Annotated in this window: 24 protein-coding genes and 1 tRNA gene; 13 read left to right on the top strand and 12 right to left on the bottom strand. The window is 69.4% G+C overall.

The window, feature by feature from the left end:
* Positions 1–69: 69 nt before the first annotated feature.
* Complete coding sequence (gene tmk, locus BKA14_RS29545) at positions 70–2316, top strand: dTMP kinase (protein WP_438861950.1); 2247 nt, start codon at positions 70–72, stop codon at positions 2314–2316.
* A gap of 14 nt (positions 2317–2330) precedes the next feature.
* Here the strand turns inward: tmk and BKA14_RS29540 are convergent, their stop codons facing one another.
* From BKA14_RS29540 to BKA14_RS29525, 4 genes are read right to left on the bottom strand one after another with little or no spacing between them, the layout of a single operon-like run.
* Positions 2331–3593, bottom strand: coding sequence for a CHAT domain-containing protein (locus BKA14_RS29540; RefSeq protein WP_184954083.1), 1263 nt, complete (start codon positions 3591–3593; stop codon positions 2331–2333).
* Positions 3590–3889, bottom strand: coding sequence for a hypothetical protein (locus tag BKA14_RS29535; protein WP_184954082.1), 300 nt, complete (start codon positions 3887–3889; stop codon positions 3590–3592). The genes BKA14_RS29540 and BKA14_RS29535 overlap by 4 nt, the downstream gene beginning before the upstream one ends.
* Positions 3886–6036, bottom strand: a complete 2151-nt coding sequence (locus BKA14_RS29530) for a hypothetical protein (RefSeq protein WP_184954081.1) — start codon at positions 6034–6036, stop codon at positions 3886–3888. The genes BKA14_RS29535 and BKA14_RS29530 overlap by 4 nt, the downstream gene beginning before the upstream one ends.
* A 7-nt stretch (positions 6037–6043) precedes the next feature.
* Positions 6044–7564 carry a hypothetical protein gene (locus BKA14_RS29525; RefSeq protein WP_184954080.1) on the bottom strand — a complete coding sequence of 507 codons (1521 nt, stop codon included), beginning with the start codon at positions 7562–7564 and terminating at the stop codon, positions 6044–6046.
* A 585-nt stretch (positions 7565–8149) separates the two neighbouring features.
* On the opposite strand from BKA14_RS29525, the gene BKA14_RS29520 reads away from it, so the two are divergent.
* Positions 8150–8623 carry a hypothetical protein gene (locus tag BKA14_RS29520; RefSeq protein WP_184954079.1) on the top strand — a complete coding sequence of 158 codons (474 nt, stop codon included), beginning with the start codon at positions 8150–8152 and terminating at the stop codon, positions 8621–8623.
* A gap of 381 nt (positions 8624–9004) precedes the next feature.
* On the opposite strand, the gene BKA14_RS29515 is transcribed toward BKA14_RS29520, so the two are convergent.
* Positions 9005–9081, bottom strand: a tRNA-Thr gene (locus BKA14_RS29515).
* 144 nt (positions 9082–9225) lie between these two features.
* Here BKA14_RS29515 and BKA14_RS29510 point away from each other — a divergent pair.
* Positions 9226–10887, top strand: coding sequence for a metallophosphoesterase (locus BKA14_RS29510; RefSeq protein WP_221478183.1), 1662 nt, complete (start codon positions 9226–9228; stop codon positions 10885–10887).
* Here BKA14_RS29510 and BKA14_RS29505 read toward each other — a convergent pair.
* Positions 10884–11720: a PSP1 domain-containing protein gene (locus tag BKA14_RS29505; RefSeq protein ID WP_184954077.1), complete on the bottom strand. Its 837-nt coding sequence runs from the start codon at positions 11718–11720 to the stop codon at positions 10884–10886. The two genes, BKA14_RS29510 and BKA14_RS29505, sit on opposite strands and share 4 nt — an antisense overlap.
* 162 nt (positions 11721–11882) lie before the next feature.
* Between BKA14_RS29505 and BKA14_RS29500 the strand changes: the two genes are divergently transcribed.
* Complete coding sequence (locus BKA14_RS29500) at positions 11883–13673, top strand: hypothetical protein (protein WP_184954076.1); 1791 nt, start codon at positions 11883–11885, stop codon at positions 13671–13673.
* Positions 13674–14241: 568 nt separating this feature from the next.
* On the opposite strand, the gene BKA14_RS29495 is transcribed toward BKA14_RS29500, so the two are convergent.
* The 3 genes from BKA14_RS29495 to BKA14_RS29485 are packed head-to-tail and all read right to left on the bottom strand — an operon-like array spanning position 14242 to position 15564.
* Entirely contained in the window at positions 14242–14850 is a 609-nt protein-coding gene (locus BKA14_RS29495; protein WP_184954075.1) for a hypothetical protein, read from the bottom strand.
* Positions 14850–15236 carry a hypothetical protein gene (locus BKA14_RS29490; protein ID WP_184954074.1) on the bottom strand — a complete coding sequence of 129 codons (387 nt, stop codon included), beginning with the start codon at positions 15234–15236 and terminating at the stop codon, positions 14850–14852. The genes BKA14_RS29495 and BKA14_RS29490 overlap by 1 nt, the downstream gene beginning before the upstream one ends.
* Before the next feature lies 1 nt (position 15237).
* A complete protein-coding gene (locus BKA14_RS29485) occupies positions 15238–15564 on the bottom strand; it encodes a YbaB/EbfC family nucleoid-associated protein (RefSeq protein ID WP_184954073.1) in 327 nt (108 codons plus the stop codon).
* Positions 15565–15727: 163 nt separating this feature from the next.
* On the opposite strand from BKA14_RS29485, the gene BKA14_RS29480 reads away from it, so the two are divergent.
* Entirely contained in the window at positions 15728–16921 is a 1194-nt protein-coding gene (locus tag BKA14_RS29480; RefSeq protein WP_184954072.1) for a DNA polymerase III subunit delta', read from the top strand.
* 125 nt (positions 16922–17046) lie between these two features.
* Here the strand turns inward: BKA14_RS29480 and BKA14_RS29475 are convergent, their stop codons facing one another.
* A complete protein-coding gene (locus tag BKA14_RS29475) occupies positions 17047–17589 on the bottom strand; it encodes a type 1 glutamine amidotransferase domain-containing protein (protein ID WP_184954071.1) in 543 nt (180 codons plus the stop codon).
* 42 nt (positions 17590–17631) lie between these two features.
* Positions 17632–18090 (bottom strand): DUF2231 domain-containing protein, encoded by a 459-nt coding sequence (locus BKA14_RS29470; protein WP_184954070.1) that lies wholly within the window; start codon positions 18088–18090, stop codon positions 17632–17634.
* Positions 18091–18708: 618 nt separating this feature from the next.
* Here BKA14_RS29470 and BKA14_RS29465 point away from each other — a divergent pair.
* The 5 genes from BKA14_RS29465 (at position 18709) to BKA14_RS29445 (ending at position 21548) form a co-directional block, all read left to right on the top strand.
* Positions 18709–19161 carry a DUF6232 family protein gene (locus tag BKA14_RS29465; RefSeq protein WP_184954069.1) on the top strand — a complete coding sequence of 151 codons (453 nt, stop codon included), beginning with the start codon at positions 18709–18711 and terminating at the stop codon, positions 19159–19161.
* Between the two features lie 146 nt (positions 19162–19307).
* Entirely contained in the window at positions 19308–20249 is a 942-nt protein-coding gene (locus BKA14_RS29460) for a helix-turn-helix domain-containing protein (RefSeq protein ID WP_184954068.1), read from the top strand.
* A gap of 54 nt (positions 20250–20303) precedes the next feature.
* Complete coding sequence (locus tag BKA14_RS29455; protein WP_184954067.1) at positions 20304–20498, top strand: DUF397 domain-containing protein; 195 nt, start codon at positions 20304–20306, stop codon at positions 20496–20498.
* Positions 20499–20739: 241 nt separating this feature from the next.
* Entirely contained in the window at positions 20740–20943 is a 204-nt protein-coding gene (locus BKA14_RS29450) for a DUF397 domain-containing protein (protein ID WP_184954066.1), read from the top strand.
* A gap of 56 nt (positions 20944–20999) precedes the next feature.
* Positions 21000–21548, top strand: a complete 549-nt coding sequence (locus BKA14_RS29445) for a DUF6226 family protein (RefSeq protein ID WP_184954065.1) — start codon at positions 21000–21002, stop codon at positions 21546–21548.
* Here BKA14_RS29445 and BKA14_RS29440 read toward each other — a convergent pair.
* On the bottom strand, positions 21502–22620 hold the full coding sequence (locus BKA14_RS29440; protein WP_184957029.1) for a geranylgeranyl reductase family protein: 1119 nt from the start codon (positions 22618–22620) through the stop codon (positions 21502–21504). The genes BKA14_RS29445 and BKA14_RS29440 overlap by 47 nt on opposite strands.
* A 43-nt stretch (positions 22621–22663) precedes the next feature.
* On the opposite strand from BKA14_RS29440, the gene BKA14_RS29435 reads away from it, so the two are divergent.
* The 3 genes from BKA14_RS29435 to BKA14_RS29425 are packed head-to-tail and all read left to right on the top strand — an operon-like array spanning position 22664 to position 25037.
* Positions 22664–23224 (top strand): sugar O-acetyltransferase, encoded by a 561-nt coding sequence (locus BKA14_RS29435; protein WP_184954064.1) that lies wholly within the window; start codon positions 22664–22666, stop codon positions 23222–23224.
* Positions 23221–23790: a TetR/AcrR family transcriptional regulator gene (locus BKA14_RS45240; protein WP_184954063.1), complete on the top strand. Its 570-nt coding sequence runs from the start codon at positions 23221–23223 to the stop codon at positions 23788–23790. The genes BKA14_RS29435 and BKA14_RS45240 overlap by 4 nt, the downstream gene beginning before the upstream one ends.
* Positions 23787–25037, top strand: a complete 1251-nt coding sequence (locus tag BKA14_RS29425; RefSeq protein WP_184954062.1) for an MFS transporter — start codon at positions 23787–23789, stop codon at positions 25035–25037. The genes BKA14_RS45240 and BKA14_RS29425 overlap by 4 nt, the downstream gene beginning before the upstream one ends.
* The last annotated feature ends 136 nt before the right edge of the window (positions 25038–25173 follow it).

Genomic DNA, 25173 nt, shown 5'->3' with positions numbered 1-25173 from the left:
ACGGCCATCGACACCGAAAAGCGGGAATCCGGCCCGGTCGACTTGTCCGGCGCGGCGGCGCTGCGCTCGGTGCTCCGCATCCGGCCGTTCCGCCGCCTCTGGCTCGTGCTCGGCCTCGCCTCCTTCGGCGACTGGATCGGTCTGCTGGCCACCGGCATCTTCGCCGCGGCCCAGTTCGACAGCAGTGTCGGCCAGGGCGCCGCGTTCGGTGGCACGATCGCCGTCCGCCTGCTGCCCGCCCTGCTGCTGGGCCCCATCGCGGGCGTCTTCGCCGACCGGTTCGACCGGCGCTACACGATGGTCATCACCGACCTCATCCGGTTCGTCTTCTACGGCTCGATCCCGCTGGTCCCGCTGTTCGGCGGCTCACCCGGCGTGACCGTGGCCTGGGCCACCATCGCCACGTTCATCGGCGAGACGATCACGCTGATCTGGATCCCGGCCAAGGAAGCCGCGGTGCCCAACCTCATCCCGAAGTCGCGGATCGAGGTCTCCAACCAGCTCACGCTCGTCACCACGTACGGCATCACGCCGATCCTGGCCGCGCTCGCGCTCTCCGCCCTCACCGCGGGCATCCAGCAGTCCGGGGCCACCCTGCCCGACTGGGCCCAACCCGTCCAGATCGCCCTCTACCTCAACGCGATCTCCCGGCTGGCCACCGCGATCACCGTGTTCTTCGGCATCAAGGAAATCGGCGGCAAGAGCGCGGAACGGCAAGAGGCCGCCCAGCAGCAGAGCATGACCCGGCAGTTCCTCGACGGCTGGAAATACATCGGGACCACCCCCCTCGTCCGGGGTCTGGTGCTCGGCATCTTCGGCGCGTTCGCGGCGGGCGGCGTGGTGATCGGCGCGGCCAAGACGTTCGCGACCTCGCTGGGTGCCGGTGAAGCGGCGTTCTACCTGCTCTTCGGCACGATCTTCATGGGCTTGGCGGTCGGTATCGGCCTCGGCCCCATGATCATCCGGGATCTGTCCCGCCGCCGCTGGTTCGGCATGAGCATCGTGCTGGCCAGCGGCTCGGTGATGTTCCTGGGCGTCGCCTTCCACCTGTCGATGGCCCTGGTCGGCGCGCTGCTCGTGGGCGCCGGGGCGGGCATGGCGTTCCTGGCCGGCACCACACTGCTCTACGGCGAGGTCGACGACGCCGTACGGGGGAGGGTCTTCGCCGTCGTCCAGATCGGCGTACGGATGGTGCTGCTGCTGGCCATCACACTGTCCGGTTTCCTCGTCGGCCTGGGCAGCTCACGCCGCGTCGACCTGGGCGCGGTGCACTTCGACGTCTCCGCGACCCGTGTGCTGCTGCTGGTGGCGGGCGCGGTCGGCGTGTTCGTCGGCATCGGGTCGTTCCGCCAGATGGACGACAAGCGCGGCGTGCCCGTGCTGGCCGACCTGTGGGGCTCGCTGCGCGGCCGCCCGCTGGCGCCCGACGAGCAGTTCGTGCGCAGCGGCGTCTTCGTGGTCTTCGAAGGTGGCGAAGGCGCGGGCAAATCGACCCAGGTCACCCGGCTCGCGGCGCTGCTGCAGGCCGAAGGCCGCGACGTGGTGGTCACCCGCGAACCCGGCGCCACCGACGTCGGCGCGCGCATCCGCCACCTGGTGCTCGACAAGAGCGAATCCCCGTCGCCCCGGGCCGAGGCCCTGCTCTACGCGGCCGACCGCGCCCACCACGTGGCCACCGTCGTCCGCCCCGCCCTGGCCCGCGGCGCCGTCGTGATCAGCGACCGGTACGTCGACTCGTCACTGGCCTACCAGGGCGCCGGCCGCACCCTGCCGGTTGCCGAGATCTCCTGGCTGTCGTCGTGGGCTACCGGCGGCCTCAAACCCGACCTGGTCGTGCTGCTCGACGTCGACCCCGGCGTCGGCCTCAACCGCGTCGACTCCCGCGGCGAGGGCACCGACCGTCTGGAAAGCGAATCCCGCCCCTTCCACGAACGGGTCCGCTACGCCTTCCTCGACCTGGCCGCCGCCGACCCGAAGCGCTACCTGGTGCTCGACGCGGCCCGCCCGGTCGACGACATCACCACCGCGGTCAGCGAACGACTCACCACCCTGCTGGGCGCCACCGAGCCCTCGCCTGCCCCGGCCTCGACCGATCTGCCGCCCGGTCCCGATCTGCAGGCTCCTGATCTGACCGCTCCGGTCAACCGCCGGGTCGGCCCCGACGACCGCCGGGCCGACCTCACCGGTCTCGCGAATCCGTCAGCCGAGCCGCCCCACCGGGCCGACGGCCGCGACGAGGAGCCGCCGCTCGAGGAGATGGCGGAGCTGATCGGCATCAACGACGACGACACCCCCGACGACCACCGTCGCCACTGATCGACCACGATCGCTCACGGCCCGGGCGGGTAGAGAGTCGGCGTATTGTGCTGGCCGGCGAGGTCGGGGCGGCTCAACAGATGGGCGCAGCCCCGGGCGAAGGCATCCGGCACCGGGCTTCCGGCAAACAGGCTGAGGTAGAAGCCCACGCTGAACTCGACGGCCGCGGTGTCGAGGATCCGGGAGCGCATGCCCACGACGTGCCCGACGTGGGGGACGAGGTTCCGCGCCAGGCGTTCGCTGTAGCAGGCGTTGAGGATGACGCAGCGCAACGTCTTGCTGTGCAGGCTGAACAGCGCGGCGAGGCCCTCCGGGGTGACCTCGGTGCTGCGTCCGTTGTTGTCCTCGATGTGCAGGTTCCCGTCGCGGTCGCCGTGACCGGAGAAATGCACGACCGCCGGCTCATGATCGACAAGCGCCTGGCTGATGTCGTCGAAGCGAACCGCCAGCGCCGGTTCGATCCGATACCGGTCACGGTGCCGGGCCAGTTGAAGCCGTTCCTTGACCCGTCGCATCTCGTCGTCGGATCGCAGCGGCGGCAGGTCGCGCGGGTTCGCGGCCAGATAGAGGATGGTTTGGCCCTCGGCGATCGCCGGCGTCGGCTGCACGGTCACGGTGAGCACGTCCTCCTGAGTGCGGGTGGCAGGTCTTCCGCTGCCGTCGCGGTAGGCGTAAGTGGTGCGGACCTTGATCGGCACATGCCGACCGGCCTCCCCCGGATTGACGTGAAAGGTGAACCGGGCTTTCGCGTCGGCGCCGAGAGCGGGAATCCTGGACCGCTGGACGGGCTCGGCGAACGGTCCGGTGACCGCCATCGTCACGTCCTCCAGCGCGATCCCGGCGCCGTTGGACACCAGGATGCTCAGCCTGTCCCACGTGCCCAGGCCCAGGCGCGGGGTTTCGCAGACGACGCCGAGCCGACCGGACGGCTGCCTGGTGATCACCGCCGCCGGTGCGGCCCGCACCGACAGGCCGACCCGCAAGCCGGTGACGCGGACCGGTTCGTCGTTCTCGTCGCGATAGGAGAAGTTGACGCCCACCAGGTCGAATGGTCCCGCGGTCCGCGCCTGCACGGTGATCTCGTGAACGTGGTCGCGGCCGGCCGGCAGCGTGGAGAGCACCACCCGCTCCTTGCCGTCCAGAAGCACGATTCCGGGCGGCAGACCCACCTTGAACACCATGTCCGTGCAGGGCCCGGTCCCGGTGTTGGCGAACCTGATCGACAGCAGTGACCGTCGCTCGGCAACCACGTCGCCGGTCACGGAGACTTCGATCATGTCCGGGCCGCCTGCTGGGGGAACCGGACCGGCGATGCCGGCTCGGCCCAGCCGTGCCGCTTCTGGGCGGACTTGTGGAACCGATCCGAGCAGTTGCGGCAGTGCATGGCCGGCTGCGGACCTGTTTCTCGTGAGACCGGCTCTACCAGCGACACCAGTGTCGCGGGCCCGGCAAAGGCGTCGTCGGCCGCGACGACCCAGCCGTGTTGCTCACAGACCGGCATGCCGCAGTGATGGCACAGGAAGATCTGCGGCTCGTCCAGGTCCTCGCCGTTGATACCGCATTTGACGGTCACTGTGGTCCTCCCCGTGCGTCGCGCTCCGCGTCGATCCCGGCGATGATCTGGCGATAGGTCTCCTCGGAGATCCGTCCCATGACCACCGCCTCTTCGGCTGCCCGCCGGCGGCGGTCAGCGACCTCGGTGGGGTCGGGCTGGACATCGACGATGCGGGGCGGCACCGCGTCGACCGGCCTCGGCGCGCCGCGCTCGCGCCACGGTTCGTCGGCCGGTTCGAGCACCTCACCCATGAGGGCGTCGTCCTCCGCCGCACCGATGGCGTAGGCGCCGTCAACCCGGCCGGCTCGACCGGCCAGCAGACGACCGACCCGGTCGTGCAAGCCGATCCAGGTGTCCTCGATCCGCTTGAGCAGTTCGTCCCCGCCTCCGTCCGGTTCCATCACGACGCCGTCCGGTCCCGCGCCGTCCGGGCCGACGAGGGTGCCCAGCGCGTAGGCGCCCTTGACGCTCACCTGGGCGACGGTCTTGCCGGTCAGCACCCCACCCGAGCCGGACTCCTCTCCGCGCAAGTTGATGTCGAAGTCGATCGGGAACACGCCGGAATACAGCCGGCCCGTGATGTCCCAGACCCGGTTGACCACGTTGGGCCGGCCGTCATCGCGGAACGGCAGGTGTTCCACGACGCTCTTGACGTAGTAGTTGTCCGCGCTGATGGCATTGGTCAGCTCCGCGACCGTACGAGGGTCGGGCACCACACCCGGGAACTCGTCAGCCCGGTTCCGGCCGTAGGCCACGTCATCGGGCCGGTTCTCGTCCGGCACCACCCGTACTTCTTGGTAACGCAGCGACCGAATACTGACGTCGAAGGTCACCGACACCTTCGTCTGCGTCGTGACCTGCGGCTGGACGCCCTGGCCCCCGCCCGGCAGGTGGACGGCGACGCCGGTGGCGCCCGACAGCAATCCATTGAACGTCGCCTCGACGGTCCCCGACAGCGTCAGCCTGCTCCGCTCGTCGCCGGACGGCCCGGCGCCGTCGGGACCCGGCGTGGGCGGGACCTCCCGGATCGGCCGTTCGAACCGAAGCCCCAGGCTGAGGCTGCCCGCCTTGGTCGAGGGCGTGGGAAGGTGCTGCCACCGGACCAGTCGGCGGTCGCCGTCGCGGCCGGTCTCCACGCCGGTGGGCCGGGCCCCGTCGACATCGCCCCAACCGGGCGGGACCCGCAGCTCGATCAGGTCGAACCCGGCCAGTTCGAGCTGCTCCCCCTCCGGGCCGAGCCCGGCCCAGTGCAGATCGAGCTCCATGGCGCGCCGGTCCGACGACGGCACCAGCGACGGGACGATCCACAGCGGAATCTCCGACGGCTTGCGTCCGTCCTGCACCTCGTAGTCGACCGTGACGGTATGCGCGCGATGCTGCAACTCCGGGTCGGTGGGAAACAGGTCATGTTCGTAGGCGGGCCCGTCACCGAGCGAGATGCCGGCACCCCCAGCGAGCACCTGCGGCTGCCCCGCCCGGAACGCCAGCCCGGCCGAGCCCTGCAGCAGGAGAAACCCGGCCGTGAACTCAACCGGCTCGTTCGGCGGCACCTTGAACTTCCGGTGATACGCCTGCAGCGCGGTGTAGCCGTCGTTGGCCGACATGTCGACCTTCAGCGTGCCCGTGATGCTCTCCACCGAGGCGGTGTACTCGTCCTTCTCGAGCCGGACGTACCCGGTCAGCCGTTCGACCACGTCGACCGCGTTGACCTGGGGGACGAGCGGCAGCGGGGGACGGGGGTGCTTGTCGGCCTCCCACCGGTGGTAGCCGATTTCTCCTCCGGCCACGAGGATGCCGAGCAGCAGCAGGATCAGCCCGACGGAGGCGGAGGCGAAGAGCAACAGGAAGCCGAGGACGGCGGCGGCTGCCCCGGCCCCGACGATCCGCCACCGCAGGCCCCGGACCAGATGGTCGTGCTCCTCGCAGTGGTACACGGCCTCTCGCAGGCTGCTGCCGAGATGCAGACCGGCGAACTCACGGCTGACCGCCCGCGCCTCAGCCCCACCGCTGGGCTTACGCACCCGTACGCCGTCCTGGCTCAGGACGAGCGGCGTATGGTCCTCACACATCGGCCGCCGGCAGTGGTGGCACACCGAGAAGACCGCGGCGCTACCGCACTCGTGACAGCGCACCCGGGGCGCGCGGTCCACTAAGACCTCGGTCATGACCTGCTCACTTCCTCGACGTCTGCTGAAAGCGGAACCGCTCGCGCAGCGTGAGCTGCAGAGCGTTCATCTCGCGGGTCAGCTCCTGGTGGTTCACGGGCAACGTGCCCAGCACGGAGATCTTGAGCTGGCCGCTCTCCTTGTCGCCCCGGATCTTCACCCGGCTGTCGGTCAGGATCTGCTCACGCGCAAGCCGGGTTCGCCTGCCCTCCACCGCGACCAGCAGGTACAGCTCGTCCGGCCCGTGTCTTCGGGTCGCCATGAGCAACCAGCTGGGAGCCGGCGAATCGGGGGACGGCTCGGAGCCGGGCGGCTGCACCTTCACGGCCTTGAACCCGGCATTGCTCAGCACGGTCAAGATGTCGGTGATCCGCTGCTCCTCCGGGATGACGTCGTCAAAGACGAACTGCTGGTACGGCGAGAACTGTCGCGTGGCGAAGACGTCATCCGGGTAGATCGTGGCGTGCACGTTCAGCTTGGTGGCCGCCTCGGGGCGCCGCGCCTGCCGGCCGGTGGCGTCGAAGACCCGTACGTCCAGGCCAGACAGCAGGTAGTGGGGGATCTCCACCTCGGCCTCGACCCGGAGTTCCGGCTGCTGGAAGAGCTCAGCCGGATGCCCGATCTTCAGGAGGACCAAGACCTCGTGGACGCTGCGCAGAGTGCCCCGGCTCTGCTCGCCGGTTCTCGCCACCTCCGGCACCCGTACGTCCTGCCACTCCAGCCGTCCCTTGGCCGGGTTGTAGCGGACCGGAACCTGTGTGATCGAAGGCTGACCGGCGTTCTGCCCGGGTTTGGACATGTACAGCTCCGTGCTGCGCACCGAGGTCAGCGCCGGCCAGGCCAGGGACATGTGCCTCACCACGGGTTTGGGGCCGGTCGTGTACTTGATCGGCAGTGTGATCCGCACGGTGATGCGCAGCAGCAGTTCGCTGTCGAAGCTGGCCTGTTGCCGGAGCCGCTCGATGATCTTCGACGGTTCCTCCCGCGCCTGGATCACACTGTCCAGCACGGTCCCGAACGCGTCCGACATGCTGTCCGGGTCGTCCAGCTCGACATCCAGCTCGATCGGGTAGAGCGCCGGATTCGCCAACTGATAGTCGTAGGTGATGCGACATGCCCGCCGGTCACCGGTGAGCTCCAACGTCCCGTCGGCCGTCGAGACCGGGACCGTCAGCGGCACCGCGCCGGTCGTCCCGTGCGAACGCATGCTGGGCAGGAGCCCGCTCGTCCGGGTGTGCTCGGAGATCAGCAGGTGCCCTATGGTCGCGCGCTGATCACCGGCCGTCGCCGGTTGCGGGCCGAGGACGTGCTGCACGTCGGCGACGGCCTGCCGTGAGAAGTGCTCCCGTCCGTCGTACGGGACGGTGATCTCGATCCGGCCGGTGCCGTCGCCGGCCTGCCGGAGCGACTTGCTCTTGGAGATGTCCTGCTCCACCGTGTAGGTCTCGGTCAGCTGGACCTTGCTCGGCGTCGCCCGGGCGTACAGCGTGCTGTCGCCGCGCGGTCGCCGCGCCTTCAGAATGGACACGTCAGCCTCCAACGATCGCGTCAGCGAGCCCAAGCGGCACCCGATCAGCCGCCGCACCCTTGTCTGACGGACGGGAAACCCGCCGGCCCGCGGCCCCTCGGCGGTGGAAGATGTAGAACAGGCAAAACCCTGCCGCTCGCATGGTCAGTTGCAGACGCGCAGTGCGGGCCTGCTCGACCAGCACGGCGTCCACCCCTTCCGGCGTGGGATGAATGGTCTTTCTTGCGGCCCCACGCCTCCTGCTTCAGCTCGGATTGTCAGAGTTCGCCGCCGAGAAGTAAATCGCTCCACGGTCCGGGAGTGGGCGCGTACGCGTCGAGCCGGGACGCCGCGAAATTGTCGATCCTCTTTCGATGCCTCGCCGGTGCCGAAAGTGATTGGGTGCTCGGCCAATGAGACGGCGGACGCGAGCAATTTTCTCAACACGCCATTCTCTCTGGAAATGGACAGAACTCGACTCGGTGACGTCTACTGAACAGCGGACTGCCCTAAATCAAGGACGAGGACCCAGGCGAGATGGTCTACCAAACCGAACCGCAGAGCATGTCAACTGCGAAGGAAAGGGCTGAGCGGGTAGATGCTCGCTTGAAGATGTGGACGGCAGTTCTCGGCTGCTTGACGGCGTTGTTCGCGCTGCTCGCCGGGGTGTTCGTCAAGAAGAACGACACCGCCACCAGCAAGGTCGACACCACGCAGGCGCAGGTCAAGGTTCTGGCCAGCAAAAACGCGGATCTGGAGGCTGACAGCGCTCGCAAGGATGCGAAGATCACGAAGCTCGAAGCTGATCTCGCCGCAGCATCGAGCGAGACCTCTGCTGACGAGAGCACCTCCGCTGACCCTGAGCCGCCAGCCGTTTTCCATAAGGGTCCGTTGACACTCAAGCCTGCGGTGTACGCCGACTTGGACGCCACGCCGGAGGATCCTCAATGGCGGGTGGCGGACATCGGTCGGGACGACTTCGACGTAATTTTCGACGGCGACGAACTTCGTACCGACACTGTTCGCGCCAGTGCGATGCTGATTGATCCGAACGGGAGACGTACACCGTCGCCAAGGTAAAACGAGCGAAGACTCTGTGTGTTATCACCAGTACGGGCAGATACTCCGTACTTCACATCAAGTCGGTCAGTAATGAAGCAATCGCTTCCGATGTCACCACTTATGCGAAAAGCGGAGACTGACGTGAAGGTGGCGTGACGAGAGCCGATCGTCTTCGCTGTGTCATTGGCCGACGCTAACCGCCGGATGGAGGAAGAGCAGCCGGGGGTGGGTTGCGGTCCTGTGCCGGCTCGGCGAGCCGGTGATGTGGCTGAGGTTTGCCGGGTCGAGGGCAGACCGGCTCGACCGGCCGCTCGGCCGGGTGCGGACCACACGGCTCCGGACACCGTCGCCCGACCTGTTCAAAAGAAGAACCCCAGGCCGATGACCTGGGGTTTCTCGTGGAGCCGCCTGACGGAATCGAACCGTCGACCTACGCATTACGAGTGCGTCGCTCTAGCCGACTGAGCTAAGGCGGCAACGAGAAATAAGTGTACGGTATCCGTCCCGGGCGCCACGCCGGGGGCCACATATCGGTGGGCGGGACTAATGTTCCCCGCGTGACCGACGATCACCCCAAGCTTCCCCCCACGGGTCAGGTCGTGCCGCGCCGGCCCGGCAGCATGCAACCGCGCGAGCTCGGGTTCACGCCGCAGCGGCCGGTCGGCTGGCTGGCCCCGTTGTTGCTGCTCAGCACGGGTCTTCGGGCCCTGCTGGCCACCCTCTTCGGCGCCTATCTGGACAAGCGCGAGCTGCAGAACGCGCTCGACGGCGGCTGGTTCGACCATTCGCAGACCGAGGACGGCGAGCTCTGGCTCGATTACGTGGCCGACCTGGGCGACGGCTTCGACGCGACGTATTCGGTGGCCTACCTGCTGGCCCAGCCGAGCCTCGAGGTCGGCGGGGCCACCTTGCCCCGGGGGCGGCTGCTGCTCATGGGTGGCGATCAGGTCTACCCGCTGGCCAGCGGCGACGGTTACGAGAGCCGGATGAAGGGCCCCTACCGCGCCGCGCTGCCCGAGCCGCCGGCCGGGTCGGCGCAGCCCACCCTGTTCGCGCTTCCGGGCAATCACGACTGGTACGACGGGCTCACCGCTTTCATCCGGCTCTTCGCCCGCCGCAAGGACGGCCACATCGGCGGCTGGCGCACCGAGCAGCGCCGCTCCTACTTCGCAGTCAAGCTGCCGGCCAACTGGTGGCTGTTCGCGATCGACGAGCAGTTCGGGGCCTACATCGACGATCCCCAGCTGCAGTATTTCGAGCAGGCCGCCCGGCATGTCGGCCCGCAGGATCGCGTCATCCTCATGACTCCGTCGCCGAAGTGGGTCAAGTCGGTCGGCAACCCCGAGGAGTACGACGCGATCGACTACTTCATCCGCAAGATCCTCGACCCCCGGGGCGCCACCACGCGGGTGCTCGTCTCGGGCGACCTGCACCACTACGCGCGTTACAGCGACCCCGAGCGCGAGCTGATCACGTGCGGCGGTGGCGGCGCCTATCTGGTCGGCACGCAGAACCTTCCGGACGAGCTGATCGTGCCGCAACCTGACACGCTGACCCGCAACCGCAGCGTCAGCCGCCCGTACGCGTTCCGCAAGTCCTATCCGGACGCCAAGACCTCGCGGAGTCTCGGCTGGGGCGTGTTCCGGCGGGTTCCGACGCGCAATCCGGGCTTCGTCACGATGCTCGGCATCATCCACGTGCTCACCATGCTGGCCATGGCGGGCGCGGCGGCCGGCAACGCGGGCATTGTGGCCCGGCTGTTCAGCATCCCGTTGACGGTCATGCTGGTGCTGATCATCGCGGGGTCGGTGGCGTTCGCCCAACCTCCCAAGGCCGACAAGCCCGGGCACGCTCGACATTGGATCGCCGGCCTGCTGCACGGGTTCGCCCACATCGGACTGGCCGCGGGCGGCACCTGGCTCTGGCTGAACCTCCCGTTCCACGACTGGACGTGGCCCGGCCCGCTCGTGGTGGCCGCGGTCGTCTACGGCCCGGTCATCGGGTTCCTGGCCACCCAGCTGACCGCGCTCTACCTGCTGATCGCCTCGTTCGCCGGCGTCAACGTCAACGAGCTCTTCGCCGGCCAGGGCATCGAGGACCACAAGAGCTTCCTGCGCCTGCACATCGCCCGCGACGGCAGCCTGACGATCCACCCCGTCGCCGTCGACCAGATCTGTCGCAAGTGGACCCCTGACCCCGGCGGCGCCGCCGACACCTCGTGGCTGCACCCCGGTGAACCCCTGACCCCCCGGCGCATCGAGGAGCCGATCAAGATCCGTTAGTTGTAGTGCTCCTCGTGGGCCTGGCGGGGCCCGCAGACCGAGGCCCGGCTGCACGAGCAGCGGGAGCCGTCGGCGTCCATCCGCACCACCACGGCGTCCTTGGGGACGCTGTGCGCCACGACCCGGCCGTCACCCTCGGGCGTCGTCACCCGGCTGCCGATGGCGGGCGCCGAGGCCTGAAACTTCTGATACAGCGGGTGCTCGTATTTGAGGCAGCACATCAGTCGGCCGCAGGCGCCGGAGATGCGCAGGGGATTGAGCGGCAGGTCCTGATCCTTGGCCATGCGGATGGTGACCGGCTCGAAGTCGGTCAGGAACGTCGCGCAGCACAGATCGCGGCCGCAGGAACCGATGCCGCCCTGCACGCGGGCGGAGTCGCGGGCCGAGAGCTGCCGGAGCTCCACCCGGCAATGCAGAGTGGCGCCCAGATCCCGTACGAGGGAACGGAAATCGACCCGGTGCGGCGCGGTGAAATAGATGGTCGTGCGGGCGCTGCCGGCGCCGGTCGGGTCGAGCACGTGATCGACGGCGACGACTTTCATCGGCAGCTCATGCGCCTTGATCAGCTTTTTGGCGGCGACCTTGGCCTCCGCCTTGCGTTTGCGCAGCAGCTCGTCGCGCCGCAGATCGTTGTCGTCGGCGAGCCCGGCCACCTTCGGGAAGCCCGACGTGTCCTCGCTCACCCACTGCGCCGCCCAGACGCACTCCGCCACCTCGGGGCCGTCGTCCGTGGGCACGAGCACACGGTCGCCGACCTGGGGCGTGAACTCGCCCGGGTCGAGGTAGTAGAGGCGGCCGTACCGGTTGAAGCTGACCGCGCACAGCATGCCCATGGCCACCACCCTACGACGCCGAGAACGCCGTAACAAATGTCGGTTTTGGGCTACCCGTCGGGGTTGTCGCATAGATGTATCGCAACCGTCCGAATCGACCTTCGTTGGGCAGACCCGTAGACGCCGCTGACCCGCGGCTCATCTGAGGGAGGGAACTGCCACATGACGCCCGCCAGGTCGCTGGCCGCCAGTGTCGTCGCGCTCGGATTCGCGAGCGCCCTCACCGCACCGCAGCCCGCAGCCGCGGCGCCCACGTCCTGCGAGCAGGCCGAGAACTTCGCGGCTCAGGCCGGTGCCGAAATCCTGCGGATCGACAAGCTCGACGTGCACGCACCCGCCGGGCCGCGCCCGAAGGCACCGGAACGCGGACGCGCCGAGAGCACGGCCGCGCGGGTATTGAGCGGCGACGACTCGGTCATCCCGGACCCCGCGGACAGCGACACCCTGAGCGAGGGCATCGGCCTGACCGCGACCGGGGCGCTGGGCTACCTCGGGATCACGCCGAAGCCGGGGCCGGGGGGCGCCGGTGCGGTTCCGCCGGGCCGGAGTGGGCTGGCGGGTGACCTGGCCGAGCGGGGTGGGGCCGTGGTGGGTGGTCTGACCGGAGGTGTGGGAGGTGGGGAGCCGGCGGACTCGGATTCCGACGGCGACTCCGGCTCCGGTACGGATAAATCGGGCGGTTCGCGGACGGACGGCTCGGGTGATGGCGGCTCACGGGGAGATGGCTCACGAGCCGACAAACCGCGGGCGGACGACGACTCGGGGGCCGACGACGACTCGGTGGACACCGACGACTCCCAGAGCGACGGCGAGCAGGTCTCCGACAAGCGAGCGCGCGCGACGCTGTCCGCGGCCACGGTGGGCGAAGCCCGTACGGCAATGATCGCGCGGTCCAAGGTCGCGTCGGCCGCGTACGCCCGGATGCTCGGCGGGTCGAAAGACGCGGCCCTCGCTGAGCCGTTGCTGCAGCAGGCGCCGCCGACCCACACGAAGGGCGCCACCCGCTCGACCCCGGCCACGAAGGCGGGTCCGTTCCGCCTCGGAGACGGCCGGCTCGGCGCCCACGCCCAGTGGGACAGTGGCATGGCGTGCGGCCGGGCCTCGGGCGAGACGGGCCGCGCCGACACCTCCCTGCAGAGCCTCAGCGTGCTCGGCCGCGGCCGCAGCGCGCTGGTCCGGGTGCTGGGCACGATGACGAGCCGCGGCACCACGGCGATCGAAAACCATGACGACCAGGCCCGTACGGTGGCCCGGTCGACCATCACCGCGGGGCGCATCGAACTGGCGGGCGGCAAAGTCACCGTACGGGTGCTGCGGGCGCCTGCCCTCGAAGCCGCCATGTCGGCCGCGGACGGCGGCAAAGTCGCCTACCGTCCCGCGGTCGTCGAGGTCTCCGGCGAGGGCCTGCCCACCAAACGACTGGAAGCCGCGGGTGACCACGTCGAGTTCGCGCTGACCCCCAACCAGCGCGCGATGGAATCGGCCCCGGTGACCGAACTCGGCCGGCTGTGCCAGGCGAAGCCGCTGCCCGTGCCCGGGGTGCCGGGCCTGCCGCCGGTGGCCACCCCGGAGCCGGAGTCGGCCCCCCTGCCCGCCAAGGGCATCCGGGTGCGGGTCTCGCTCGGCGACGTGCGGCACGCGATCAAGGGCCACGCGATCGCCGCCCGGGCCGCCGCGATCAAGGTCTCGGTCTCCCAGGCGGGCGACCCCCAGGGCAGCGGCCACGGCAGTTACGGTGGGCGGCCCAAGGTCGCGCTGAGCATGTCGCTCGGCGTGCTGGAGGCGGCCGCGGTGTCGCCCGAGGGCCCCGCGGTCTCGTCGGGCGGTGGCGGCGGCGGTCTCCCGGTGACCGGCCCCCGGCTCGACCGGATCGCGATGACCGGCGGCGGCCTCCTGCTGGCCGGAATCGGCGTTGTGCTGTTCGGCCTACGCCGGCGCCGCCCCCACTCGTGATCACTCGGGTGTGATCACGCGCGGGCGGCCTCCCGGCCTCGAACCTGGGGGCCGCCCGCTTTCACTGCCGGCCCCTTCCGCTGGCTCGGCTGCCAGCCCGCACCCACCCGTTTTCCTCACGCGGCCGCTTCCTCGCCCACCCAATTCCTCTCACCAGCCCCGCTTCCCTCACCCGCCCCGCTTCCCTCACCCGGCCGCTTCCCCTCACGCGGCGGCTTCCCCTCACGCGGCGGCTTCCCCTCACGCGGCGGCTTCCCCTCACGCGGCCGCTTCCCCCGCCGAGGCCCAGCACTGGCCAGGCGGATAAGCGGAGTGGCGAGGGCGGATACCGGAACCGGGTCGGCCGGATGGAGGCATGTCGATCTCCTGATGGATGAGTCGGACCCGAACGGTTGTCCCTTCCTGGTCCGCCGAGCGGCCGGAAGCCCGCCCGGCCCCGAGACATCCATCGACAAGTAGCGTTGAGTATTCCCATACCTGCGGGGGGTGCAGGAGGACGCGGCGTCGCATTCGGAGTTCTTTCCGGTTATCCGAATGCGGCGCCGCGTCCATGTGCGCAAGCGGAAGATCACAGCGGAATCGGATCGGCCAGCTGCCGCGATCCTTCGAGCAGGTCTTCGGCCTCGGCGTAGTCGTCGGCGATCACGCGCAGCACGTGGGCCGACAGATCGGCCGCGGCCACCGTCTCGGCGGAGGTGGGCGGAAAACTAACGGGCCCGGTCAGCGTGAGCGCCTCGGCCGAGGTCAGGGCGTCGGCCAGCGTGGAGGCCAGGTTGTCGCGGGCGCGGATCATCCAGTCGTGCAGGGCCGCGGCCAGGTCGGCGGTGGCCTCGAAGCGTTCCTCCAGGCTGTCGGGGCCGCCCGAGAGGTGCGCGGCGGTGCGGCGGCGCTGATCGTCGTACGCGTCGGCGGCCTCGCCCTCCCACTCGTCGGGCGCGGGCAGCGCGGCCGCGCCGGCACAGACACGGGCGCCCGCCCGCAGCTCCGGTTCGGCCTCGGCCAGCGCGGCCGGACGCAACTCAGCCACCGCTCGAGCGGCGTCGGCGGGCATCAGGCGCACGCGTCGAAGATGCCCCCACACGGGGTGGCCGGGTGGTGCCCCGGCCAGCTCGAGGACGTCTTCGGCGCGGCGCAGCAGTGGTATGGCGGAATCGAGCACCTGGTCGAGCCGGTCCATCACATCTCCCGGGTGAAGCGGCGCTGGACCGCCTCGTCAGTCTCGGTGTAACTCCGCTGTGTGTCCCGCACCGAGTCGGCCATCGCGACCAGACGGGCGGCCGCGGACGATGCCTCGTGCGCCCGGGCTGCAAGCGCGGCGGCCCAGCGCTCGTGCAGGGCGCGCCCCAGCCGGCCCGGCCGACCCGAACCCTCGGCGACACCCCGACCCGACTCTCCGGCGACCAAGCTCGGCCCACCCGCGCTCGTGACTTGACCGCGAGCGTGGGCCAGGGCGGCCGGCGCCGCGGCGAACGCGTTCGGTGCCGCTTCGAGGGCGGGCAGCTCGCGGGCCAGCGCGGTCAACCCGTCGGCGGCCCGCTCGAGACTGTCGGCCAGCCGGTCCATCTCAGGCCTCGCCCAGCGGGCGCAGCTCGCCGAAGATCTCGTCGTGCAGCTTGGCGCGGGCCCAGCGGGCGGCCTCGGCGGCGTTGGCCACCGTGGCCTGGAGCTCGCGTGAGAACTCGACCGGCTGCCGATGCTGGAGCCCGCCATGAATCTGGATGTCCGTTATCTGGCCGGATGCCGTCACCGTGACCTCGATCGAGTCGTCGGGTGAGTGGACCGAGACCTGGTGGGCCTCGACCGCTCGTTCGTAGTCGCCGCGCAGCTGCTCGACACGTCGATGCCTCTCGATGGCTTCGCTGATCCACGCCTCGTCGATCTCACGGGCCATACCGAGGCTCCTAACCGTGTGTCAACGCGCCGTCGCGCACCGGGACCAGAACGTACCCGGAAGAGTGATGCCTTCGCTACGCCGAGATTTCCACTGTGGATAACTCCCGGTCCTGTGGATGACGGCTGCTGTTTTGTCGGGGGCGGGCAATACCATCGGTGCCGTGAGTGACGTCTTCGCCGATCTGGTGGGTCAGGACGAGCCCGTGGCCACGCTGCGACAGGCGGCGTCGGCCGCGGCTCGGGTCGTCGCCGGTGAGCAGGTGGCCGCAGGCGCGATGACCCACGCCTGGATCTTCACGGGCCCGCCCGGCAGCGGCCGTTCGGTGGCCGCGCGATCCTTCGCGGCCGCGCTCGAGTGCGAGCGCGGCGGTGTCGGCTGCGGCGAGTGTCACGGCTGCCACACCACCCTGGGCAAGACCCACGCCGACGTCCGCTTCGTGGTCCCCGAGGGCCTCTCTATCGGCGTCAACGAGATGCGCGCCTTGGTGCTGCGGGCGGCCAGCGCGCCCTCGGGCGGCCGGTGGCAGGTCGTCGTCATCGAGGATGCCGACCGCCTCACCGAGCAGGCGGGCAACGCGCTGCTCAAGGCGATCGAGGAGCCACCGCCGCGCACGGTCTTCCTGCTGTGCACGCCGTCGACCCATCCCGACGACATCTCGGTGACGATCCGCTCGCGCTGCCGGGTGGTGGCGCTGCGGCAGCCGCCGGCCGATGCGGTGGCCGAGGTGCTCGTCCGCCGTGACCACATCGCGGCCGACGTCGCCGCGTGGGCCGCGGCCGCGTCGCAGGGGCACGTCGGGCGGGCCAAACGCCTGGCCAACGACACCGAGGCCCGCGGCCGGCGCGAGGCGGTGCTGTCGGTGCCGCGGCGGCTGACCGGGGTCGGGGCCTGCTTCGAGGCGGCCGGCGCGCTGATCAAGGCGGCCGAGGCCGAGGCGGCGGAGCAGCTGGTCGAGACCGACGCGTCCGAGCGCGCGGCCCTCGAGCAGGCGCTGGGCGCCGGCGGCACGGGCCGGGGCGCGGCGGGCGCCATGCGCGGCGCGGCCGGCCAGCTGAAAGATCTGGAACGCCGGCAGAAATCGCGGGCCACCCGCTCGAAACGCGACGCGCTCGACCGGGCCCTGGTCGACCTGGCCGGCTTCTATCGCGACGTCCTCGTCACCAACATGCGCGCTCCGGTCGGCGTGGTGCACACCGATGTGGCCGCCCAGTCCGAGGCGGCGGCCGGCAAGTGGTCTCCGGAGAGCGCGTTGCGCCGGTTGGAGGCCGTGCTGGCCTGCCGCAAGGCGATCGATGAAAACGTCAAGCCCGAGATCGCCGTGGAAGCGATGATGCTCAGCCTCTGGCGCGGCTGACCCCGCCTCGCCGCTGGGCCGATGCGACGCGGCCGTGGAGAAGCCTGGGCGGCGCGCTCCACAGCCGTCGTCCGATGCAAAAGCCCAGGTCCGATGACCTGGGCTTTTGTTATTTGGAGGCGCAGTCAGGCCTTGCTCAGGGCGCCCACGAGCTTCTCGCAGAATGCCGGCAGATCGTCAGGCTTGCGGCTGGTGATCAGGTTGCCGTCGGTGACGACCTGCTCGTCGACCCACTTAGCGCCGGCGTTGGTCAGGTCGGTGCGCAGGCTGGGCCAGCTCGTCAGGGTGCGGCCGTCGGCCACACCGGCCTCGATCAGCGTCCAGGGCGCGTGACAGATGGCGGCTACCGTCTTGCCGGACGCGACGAACTCCTTCACGAAGGCGACCGCGTCAGGATTCGTACGGAGGAAATCGGGGTTGGCGACACCGCCGGGGAGCACAAGCGCGTCGTAGTCGGCCACCGAAGCGTTCTTGATCGGCTTTTCGACCTTGTATTTTCCGGCCGGATCCATGTGATTGACGGCCTGGATCTCGTCGTCGTTGATCGATACGAGTTCGGCCGTGCCACCCGCCGATTCGACCGCCTTGCGCGGCTCGGTGTATTCGACCTCTTCCACACCGTCGGCGGCCAGGAAGGCGATGCGCTTGCCGGTTATCGAGGTGGTCATGAGGGGCCCCTTCTCTGCGGTGGAGGAGGGCGCCGGAACGCCCTAGTAGCCGCGATTCCCGACTGCGGCGCGGGCAAACGCCGGAGTGCGGCCGTTGGCCAGTTCGCCGCTGAACCACGCGCCGAAACCGCTGATCGCCAGGGCCAGCAGTTCGAGCAGGAACAGACCGACGCCGGCCTGCCGGTCGGGGTCGCCGACCCGGACCATCAGGATCACGGCGAAGAGGAAGAGCACACCCATGTTGAGCAGGACGCGCAGCACGCCGATGCGCTTGGCGTCGGGGCGGCGGACGAACGCCACGTCGATCGCGCCGGCGATGGTCGCGGCCACCCCGCCCACCAGGCCGGCCACGATGTTCCAATACGCCAGCGAACCGACGATTGCCGGTGCTCCCAGAAGATTGGCCACGTCGAAAATGACGGCCATCACGAACAGGCCCAGGGGGAACATCACCAGGATTGGCTGCACCGCCTGACCCGCGATCTTGAGTCGGCTCTCCATGCGGGTTATCGCCCTTCTACCTGCGGCTTCACAGATTCGAGGTTGGCATCCGTCGCTGAGCTACCCGGTCGGTTCGTCAATGAAACGCCACAAGGTGGTCAAGTGGCGCACGCTACTCATAGGTCACTCAGCTTAGACGCAATCTGCAACATGGCAGATTGATGCGTAGCGGACAGCCTGCAGGCATGCTTCACTACAAGTAGAGCAACAAGGGCGGAGTTCGAGGGGAGCACGGTAGGCAGCGGCACCCGGCGGCAACCGGGTGCCGTTCTTGCCTCTGCGGGCGTTCACTGTGGTCTTGAAGGTTCGTAGTCTTCAACGACTGAGACGGTTCGACGTCGCCCTCTAGCGCCATCCTGAACTCGGCACCGCGTCCCCGCAAGAATCGGGGGGCAACGAATGCGCCATCAGGAAACGCTTCACACGTACGTGATCCGGATCGTCGGCCGTGTCGGTTCCCAACCCTGCGCCTCGTCGTCGGCCGCCGATCGTGGGGTGCGCATGTGACCTTGGTAAACCCGGACTTGTGCGCAATCTGCTACATAGCAGAGTGACGGGTAGCGACTTGTTCCGGGCCGTGCTGTACTTCCGGTAGAGCAGCAAGGGGAGGAGCGCTCGATGAGCAGACGCCTCTATTACCGTGGCCCCGGAGCCGTGGTCACCGACGAATTGTTCATTCTGCGGGGCACGCCGTTGAAGAGTTACGCCGTCGGCGATCTCCGCAATGTCGGCGTGATGCGATCCCGTTCGACGCAGTTCTCTCCGGTCGCGGTGCTCGCGGTCGCCGCGGGCACGGTTGCCGTTGTCGGCGCCGGCTGGACCCTGCTGGCTCCACCTACCGCGTACGCGATCGCTCTGCTGGCCGTGCTCGTCCCGCTGATCTGCGTCGTCCCCTCGATGGTGCGGCGCGGTGGCCGGGCGTGGGAGTTGCACGCAATCTATCGAGGGTCCGACGTAGTGCTGTACTCCAGCTTCGACGAACGTGAGTTCAACCAGGTCAAACGGGCCTTGCGGCGCGCCATCGAGAACGCCCGGCCCCCGGAGAGGGGACTTGACCTGGCGGTCGCTTGATCTTCAACAATCACCTGACCCCCACGTCGGTCATCTGGTAGTACGGACGTTAGGATATGCGCGACCTCGCGGTCTGCCATCTGGCATTCCGCGAGGTAGCAGTTTGATGCGCTCCGTGTTCCAGCCACTTCAACGATGAAGGACCGATGGCCGAGGGCGATTCGCCTACGATCGCGCGCCTACGAGTACGCCTCGCAGTTCGCGAGGCGCGTGAGGCGTCCGGTCTGACGCAGGCTGACGTCGCCGAGGCGATGGAGTGGTCGAACAGCAAGGTGATAAGGATCGAGAACGGTGACAACACCATCTCGATCAACGATCTCAAGGGTCTGCTGACCCTGCTCGGCGTCACCGACAAGGACCACATCGACGCGCTGCTGGCCGATGCCCGGGTGGCCCGCCGGCGGCAGCAACCGGTCAAGGCGTGGTGGCAGGAACCGCGCTTCCGTGAGCAGATGACTGACGATCTGCGCCGCTTCGTGGAGTATGAGGCCGAGGCGTCCGAGATCCGGTCGTACAACATTCTTTATGTGCCCGGGCCGTTGCAGACCCCCGAATATGCGACGGCGCTCACCCGGATGTGGCAGGACGAGAGAAGCGAAAGCGAATCGCCCCGACGCGGCGGCTTCTCTCAGGAAAAGGTCGCGGCACTGGTGGAGGCCCGGCGCTTGCGTCGTGAGGGGATGCTGAGCCGGCTCGACTCGTTGAAATACCTGATTCTGTTCGACGAGTCGGTGTTGTTGCGCCCGGCCGGTGGGCCTGCCGTTTTCGCCGCTCAGCTCCAGCAGATCGTCGAGCTGAGCGCGCGCGGCATGTTCAGGCTGCGCATGCTGCCCTTCGACCTCGGCACCGCCATCGCCAACAACGGCACCTTCGACCTGCTCAAGGTGGGTACGGACCGGGCCGGCAGCGAAGTCATGTATCGCGAGAACGGCCCGCACGACGAGATGGTCGAGAACCGGGACGAGACCGCGCGGCATCGCAACCGCTTTGACCAACTGTGGGAAGTCGCCCGCAATGAGGGCGACACAATCGCCTTCATTGAGGAGCGGCGAGCAATATTTCTTGGCGCGGAATCTCCGAACTTGTGAGGTCGAGCAACATGAAAATCAATGACTAAGCCGTACTAGAAACAGGAGAAACACATGGGTGAGGTCGTGTCGCCTCAGTGGCGTCGGAGCAGCCGTTGCACCGGTGGGAATTGCGTGGAAGTGGCCAAGGTCGAGGGGGGCTATCTCATCCGGGACAGCAAGAACCCCGACCTGGCGCCGCATTCGTTCACCGAGGCGGAATGGCAGGCGTTCGTCGCCGGCGTGAAGGCTGACGACTTCACCTTCTGACGCACATGAACCGCCGTCTCGCGCGATTCATTCGCGCGGGACGGCGACAAAACGGTAGCCGCGCATGCGTGGCTGGCGCCCGTGCGTGCTCTGCAAAACGGGCGAAAGCCCTCAATACGGGTGAAAACTAGCGCACTTTTGGTAGATAGAGCGCATAGCACGCGAGGCCACAGTATTCATTCCTGCCGTGCCTGTAACCGGTCGCCTACCGTGGGATCTGGGAACCGGCACGGAGGTGCACATGGAACAGAGAAACGACAGGCCGAAGTGGTATCGCTCGACCCGTTGCTCCGGAGGAACCTGCGTCGAGGTCGCCCCCGCGCAGAACGGCAACGTCCTGATCCGCGACTCGAAGGATCCGGAAGGCCCGGCGCTCAGCTTCACCGAGGACGAGTGGCTGGCGTTCGTGGCCGGTGTCAAGGCGGGTGACTTCTCCTTCAGATGAGGGGAAGCCGGCGGAAGCGCTGGTGGGCTGCCGGCCGAGGGCGGCATACTGCGCTGGTGAGGGCTGACCCGCACGCCGCTCGCTTCGCCGTTCTGCATGACGCGGCCGAGGCGCTGCTGGACGAGCTGGCGGAGCGTTACGTGGTCGACCGCCGCGAGAGCAAGGAGCTGCTCGGGCCGGCCGATGCCCTGGTGCGCATGGAAAGGCTCATGCCACGCACACCCGCGGCCGCGCCCCTCGCCATCGCCTTCACCGAGACGCCCGGCCTCGCCCTGCGTCTCGGCCGCTGGTGGGCCGAGACCCTGCCGATGTGTGCCTGCGAGGTCTGCGACGAAGACCCGGCCCGGCTGGTCGACACCCTCCGCACGCAGGCGTCGGCCCTGATCGAGGGGAGCCTGTGGGAGCGCGTGCGGCGCGGCGTCGGCGGTTCCTGGTTCGAGAGCCGCTTGATCGGCGTGGGCATCAACGCCCGTCGCGAGGGGCCGCTGACCAGGTGGGATGCCCGTGAGGCGCGCCGCAGCGGGTTCGCCGCGGCCGTGCAATGGGCGCCCTGGCCGCTCAAGCCCGGAACAGAGCGAGCAAAGCCCGTACGCCGGGACGTCTGATCACGCGGGCCATCGAGAGGTCCCCGCGGCAGAACGTCTCGAACGCGCGCCAGCCCAGCGGCGTCGCCATGGCCAGATGCACGACGCCGGGCAGGCGGGAGAAGCCGCCCAGCAGCCGCCGGCCCGCGGACATCTCGGGCGCCAGCTCGGCGCGCACCCGACGTTCGTACGCGGGAAGGTCGTTGAACTGCGAGCCCGCCCAGTCGCCGGAGCGCAACGCGTAACTGATGCCCTCACGGGTCCACGGCTCGAGCAGGCCCGCGGCGTCGCCGGTGACCACCACCCGGCCCCGGCGCAGGGGCGCGTCGGGTCGCCGGCACCGCGTCAGATGCCCTGAATCGCGCACGACCGGACGATCACTCAGGCCGAGCCGCCGCACGAAGTCGGTGAGATATTGCTTCGTGGCGGCGCCGTTGCCCTTGGCCATGATCACGCCGACCGTGAGCTCGTCGTCCTTGGGGAAGACCCACCCGTACGAACCGGGGAACGGACCCCAGTCGAGCAGGACCCGCCCGCGCCACGCCGCACGGTCGGCCTCGGTCGCGGCCAGCTCCACCTCGAGGCCCAGATCCTGCTGCTCGAAGGTGACGCCCACGTAGCGCGAGGTGATCCCGGCCGAGCCGTCCGCGCCGATCACCACGCCCGCCGTGATCTGCTCGCCGCCGGCCAGCGTGACGGTCGCGTACGCGTCGTTCTGGTCGATCGAGCGGACCTGCGTGTTCTGCCGGACCGTCGCGCCCGCCCCGGTGGCCGCCACGAACCACGCATGATCGAAGTCGTCGCGCCGGACCAGCGACAGGAAGGGCCGGCCGGACGCGTGGCGGGTGAACGAGCGCTTCCCGTCGCGGGTGAAGGTGAGCGAGGTGATCCGATCGCGGGCCGGCACGGAGATGTGCGGCGACGCGTACGCCAGGGAGGTGCCGATCAGGCCGCCGCCGCAGGTCTTGTAGCGCGGATGCTCGGCGCGCTCGAGGACGATTGTGCGCGCCCCGGCCGCGGCCGCCGCCCGCGCCGCCGACAACCCGGCCGGTCCGCCGCCGACCACCGCAACATCCCACGCCGGCTCAGCCATCACGCGGGGGATTCTAGCCAGGATGTTATGTACGCTCGTACGCATGACCACGATGCGCGAGCGGATGCTCGCGGGTGAGCTGTACCGGGCCGACGACCCCGCCCTGTTCCGCGACATGGAACGCGCGGCGGCGCTCTGCCACCGGATCGACCACGCCGACCCCGCCGACCACGCACTGCGCCGCGAACTGCTGACCGAGCTGCTCGGTGGTCTGGGCCAGGACACCGAGATCCGGCCGCCGTTCCGGTGCGACTACGGCTATCAGACCTTCATCGGCGCCCGGACGTTCGTGAACTTCGGGCTCGTCAGCCTGGACGTGGCCACCGTCACCATCGGCGACGACGTGCAGATCGGCCCCAACGTGCAGCTGCTCACCCCGTGGCACCCGGTCGCCGCGGGCCCCCGCCGCGACAAATGGGAGGCGGCCTCGCCGATCGTGATCGGGGACAACGTCTGGCTCGGCGGCGGCGTGATCGTGCTGCCCGGCGTGACGATCGGCGACAACACGGTCGTCGGAGCGGGGGCCGTGGTCACCAAGGACCTGCCACCGAACGTGGTCGCCGTGGGCAACCCGGCCCGGATCATCCGGCAGGTCGAGCCGTGACCGCCGTCCCCGCCGCCCGGTCGCCGCGCCGCTACGACCCCGACCGGAAGAGCCGGATCATCGACGCGGCCATCGAAGTGATCGCCGACCACGGCGTGGCCGGCACCACCAGCCGGCGCATCGCAGCCGCCGCCGACGTGCCGCTGGGCTCGATCACCTACCACTTCGACAGCGTCGAGGACCTGCTCGAACAGGCCTTCCGGCGGCACGCGGAGCAGATGTCCCCGCGCTACGAGGCCCACTTCTCCGACGTGACCGACCTGGCCGGGTTCGCCGACGCGGTGACCGACCTGATTCACGACGGCGCCGGCGGGAACCACAAGGACTGGGCCGTGGCGTACGAGCTCTACCTCGCGGCGCTGCGCGACCCCGCGTTGCGCAGCGTGACCGAGGCCTGGATGCGCCGGTCACGGGCCGTACTGGAGAAATTCGTCGACCCGGTCACCGCCCGGGCCGTCGACGCGCTCAACGAAGGCCTGGTCATGCACCTCATCCTGTCCACCGCCACGTTCGACCGGGCCGACACCCGGACGATCGTGGGCCGTTTCCTCGGAGTCCCCGGATGACCGTCGTCGTTCCGGAGGTGCGGGCGGCCACCCGTGCCGTCTATGCAGCGTTCATCCTGGCCGGGGTGGCCGCGGCCAGCTGGGCCTCGCGCATCCCGCAGGTGCGCGACGAGCTCGGGCTGACCCCGTCCCGCCTCGGCCTGGTGCTGCTCGCGCTGGCCGCCGGCTCGATCGTCTCACTGCTGATCGCCGGGCAGATCGTCGCGCGCTTCGGCTCCAGCCGCACCGTCGCCACGATGGGCGTGCTGCTCGGCGTGGCCATGTTCTCGATCGCGATCGGCTACGAATTCGGGGTCGTGCCCGTCGTGATCGGGCTGTTCGGCTTCGGGTTCGCAAACGGCGCCTGGGACGTGGCCATGAACGTGCAAGGCGCCATCGTCGAACGCAGGCTGGGCAAGGCGATCATGCCGCGCTTCCACGCGGGATTCAGCGTCGGCACGGTCGCGGGCGCCCTGGCCGGCGCGGCCGCCGTCGCGCTCGGGCTCTCGGTCACCGTGCACCTGGCCGTGACCGCCGTGCTGATCGCGGTCGTGGTCGTCTTCTCCGTACGGGCTTTCGTCCCCGACGACGCCGGCCCGGTCCCGACCGTGACGCCCTCCGATCCCACGATGATCGCCTCCAACCCGCCCGTGGTCACCAAACGTGATCGCTTCCGGAACGCCGTCTCCACGTGGCGCGAGCCGCGCACCATCCTGGTCGGGGTGTTCGTGCTCGCGTTCGCCTTCACCGAGGGCGCCGGCATCGACTGGATCAGCGTCTCGATGATCGACAGCTACGGCACGTCGGCCGCCGTCGGCACGCTGGCCTTCGCGCTGTTCCTGAGCGCCATGACCGCCGGCCGCTGGTTCGGCCCGGCACTGCTCGACCGCTACGGCCGCGTCCCGGTCGTGCGCGTGCTGGCCGCGGTGAGCCTCGGTGGGCTGGCGCTCTACATCCTCGGGCCGGGCGCTCCGTACGCCTTCCTGGGCGCGCTGCTGTGGGGGTTGGGGGCCTCGCTGGGCTTTCCCGTCGGCATGAGTGCGGCCGCCGACGACCCGGCCCACGCGGCCTCCCGGGTCAGTGTGGTCGCCTCGATCGGCTACTGCGCCTTCCTGGGCGGGCCGCCGCTGATCGGCTTCCTGGGCGACCACATGACGGTGAAGAACGCGCTGGTGGCGGTGGCCGTCCTGCTGATCGTGTCACTGACTCTGGCGGGCGCGGTCAAGCCACTGCCCGAGGCGTCCCTCGAAGAGGAGCGCCTGGGCTGAGCCCGCTGGTCGTGTTGGCTGTGAGCCGCGGTCGTGCTGGCTGGGAGCCTTGGCCCTGCTGGCTGGGAGCCCCGGTCGTGCTGTCTCGAAGCCGCGGCTGTGCTGTCTGAGAGCCGGAACGCCCGCGTCGGCGGCC

Origin of the sequence: Paractinoplanes abujensis (genome assembly GCF_014204895.1) — a bacterium.
GTDB lineage: Bacteria > Actinomycetota > Actinomycetes > Mycobacteriales > Micromonosporaceae > Actinoplanes > Actinoplanes abujensis.
This window is presented reverse-complemented; position numbering and strand designations above follow the sequence as displayed.

What these genes read in the sequence shown, in the direction of transcription:
- BKA14_RS29540 (WP_184954083.1), bottom strand. Translation starts at nt 3,593, where the DNA reads ATGATCGAAGTCTCCGTGACCGGCGACGTGGTTGCCGAGCGACGGTCA.
- BKA14_RS29530 (WP_184954081.1), bottom strand. Translation starts at nt 6,036, where the DNA reads ATGACCGAGGTCTTAGTGGACCGCGCGCCCCGGGTGCGCTGTCACGAG.
- BKA14_RS29510 (WP_221478183.1), top strand. Translation starts at nt 9,226, where the DNA reads ATGCAACCGCGCGAGCTCGGGTTCACGCCGCAGCGGCCGGTCGGCTGG.
- BKA14_RS29505 (WP_184954077.1), bottom strand. Translation starts at nt 11,720, where the DNA reads ATGGGCATGCTGTGCGCGGTCAGCTTCAACCGGTACGGCCGCCTCTAC.
- BKA14_RS29500 (WP_184954076.1), top strand. Translation starts at nt 11,883, where the DNA reads ATGACGCCCGCCAGGTCGCTGGCCGCCAGTGTCGTCGCGCTCGGATTC.
- BKA14_RS29495 (WP_184954075.1), bottom strand. Translation starts at nt 14,850, where the DNA reads ATGGACCGGCTCGACCAGGTGCTCGATTCCGCCATACCACTGCTGCGC.
- BKA14_RS29490 (WP_184954074.1), bottom strand. Translation starts at nt 15,236, where the DNA reads ATGGACCGGCTGGCCGACAGTCTCGAGCGGGCCGCCGACGGGTTGACC.
- BKA14_RS29485 (WP_184954073.1), bottom strand. Translation starts at nt 15,564, where the DNA reads ATGGCCCGTGAGATCGACGAGGCGTGGATCAGCGAAGCCATCGAGAGG.
- BKA14_RS29475 (WP_184954071.1), bottom strand. Translation starts at nt 17,589, where the DNA reads ATGACCACCTCGATAACCGGCAAGCGCATCGCCTTCCTGGCCGCCGAC.
- BKA14_RS29470 (WP_184954070.1), bottom strand. Translation starts at nt 18,090, where the DNA reads ATGGAGAGCCGACTCAAGATCGCGGGTCAGGCGGTGCAGCCAATCCTG.
- BKA14_RS29465 (WP_184954069.1), top strand. Translation starts at nt 18,709, where the DNA reads ATGAGCAGACGCCTCTATTACCGTGGCCCCGGAGCCGTGGTCACCGAC.
- BKA14_RS29460 (WP_184954068.1), top strand. Translation starts at nt 19,308, where the DNA reads ATGGCCGAGGGCGATTCGCCTACGATCGCGCGCCTACGAGTACGCCTC.
- BKA14_RS29455 (WP_184954067.1), top strand. Translation starts at nt 20,304, where the DNA reads ATGGGTGAGGTCGTGTCGCCTCAGTGGCGTCGGAGCAGCCGTTGCACC.
- BKA14_RS29450 (WP_184954066.1), top strand. Translation starts at nt 20,740, where the DNA reads ATGGAACAGAGAAACGACAGGCCGAAGTGGTATCGCTCGACCCGTTGC.
- BKA14_RS29440 (WP_184957029.1), bottom strand. Translation starts at nt 22,620, where the DNA reads ATGGCTGAGCCGGCGTGGGATGTTGCGGTGGTCGGCGGCGGACCGGCC.
- BKA14_RS29435 (WP_184954064.1), top strand. Translation starts at nt 22,664, where the DNA reads ATGACCACGATGCGCGAGCGGATGCTCGCGGGTGAGCTGTACCGGGCC.
- BKA14_RS29425 (WP_184954062.1), top strand. Translation starts at nt 23,787, where the DNA reads ATGACCGTCGTCGTTCCGGAGGTGCGGGCGGCCACCCGTGCCGTCTAT.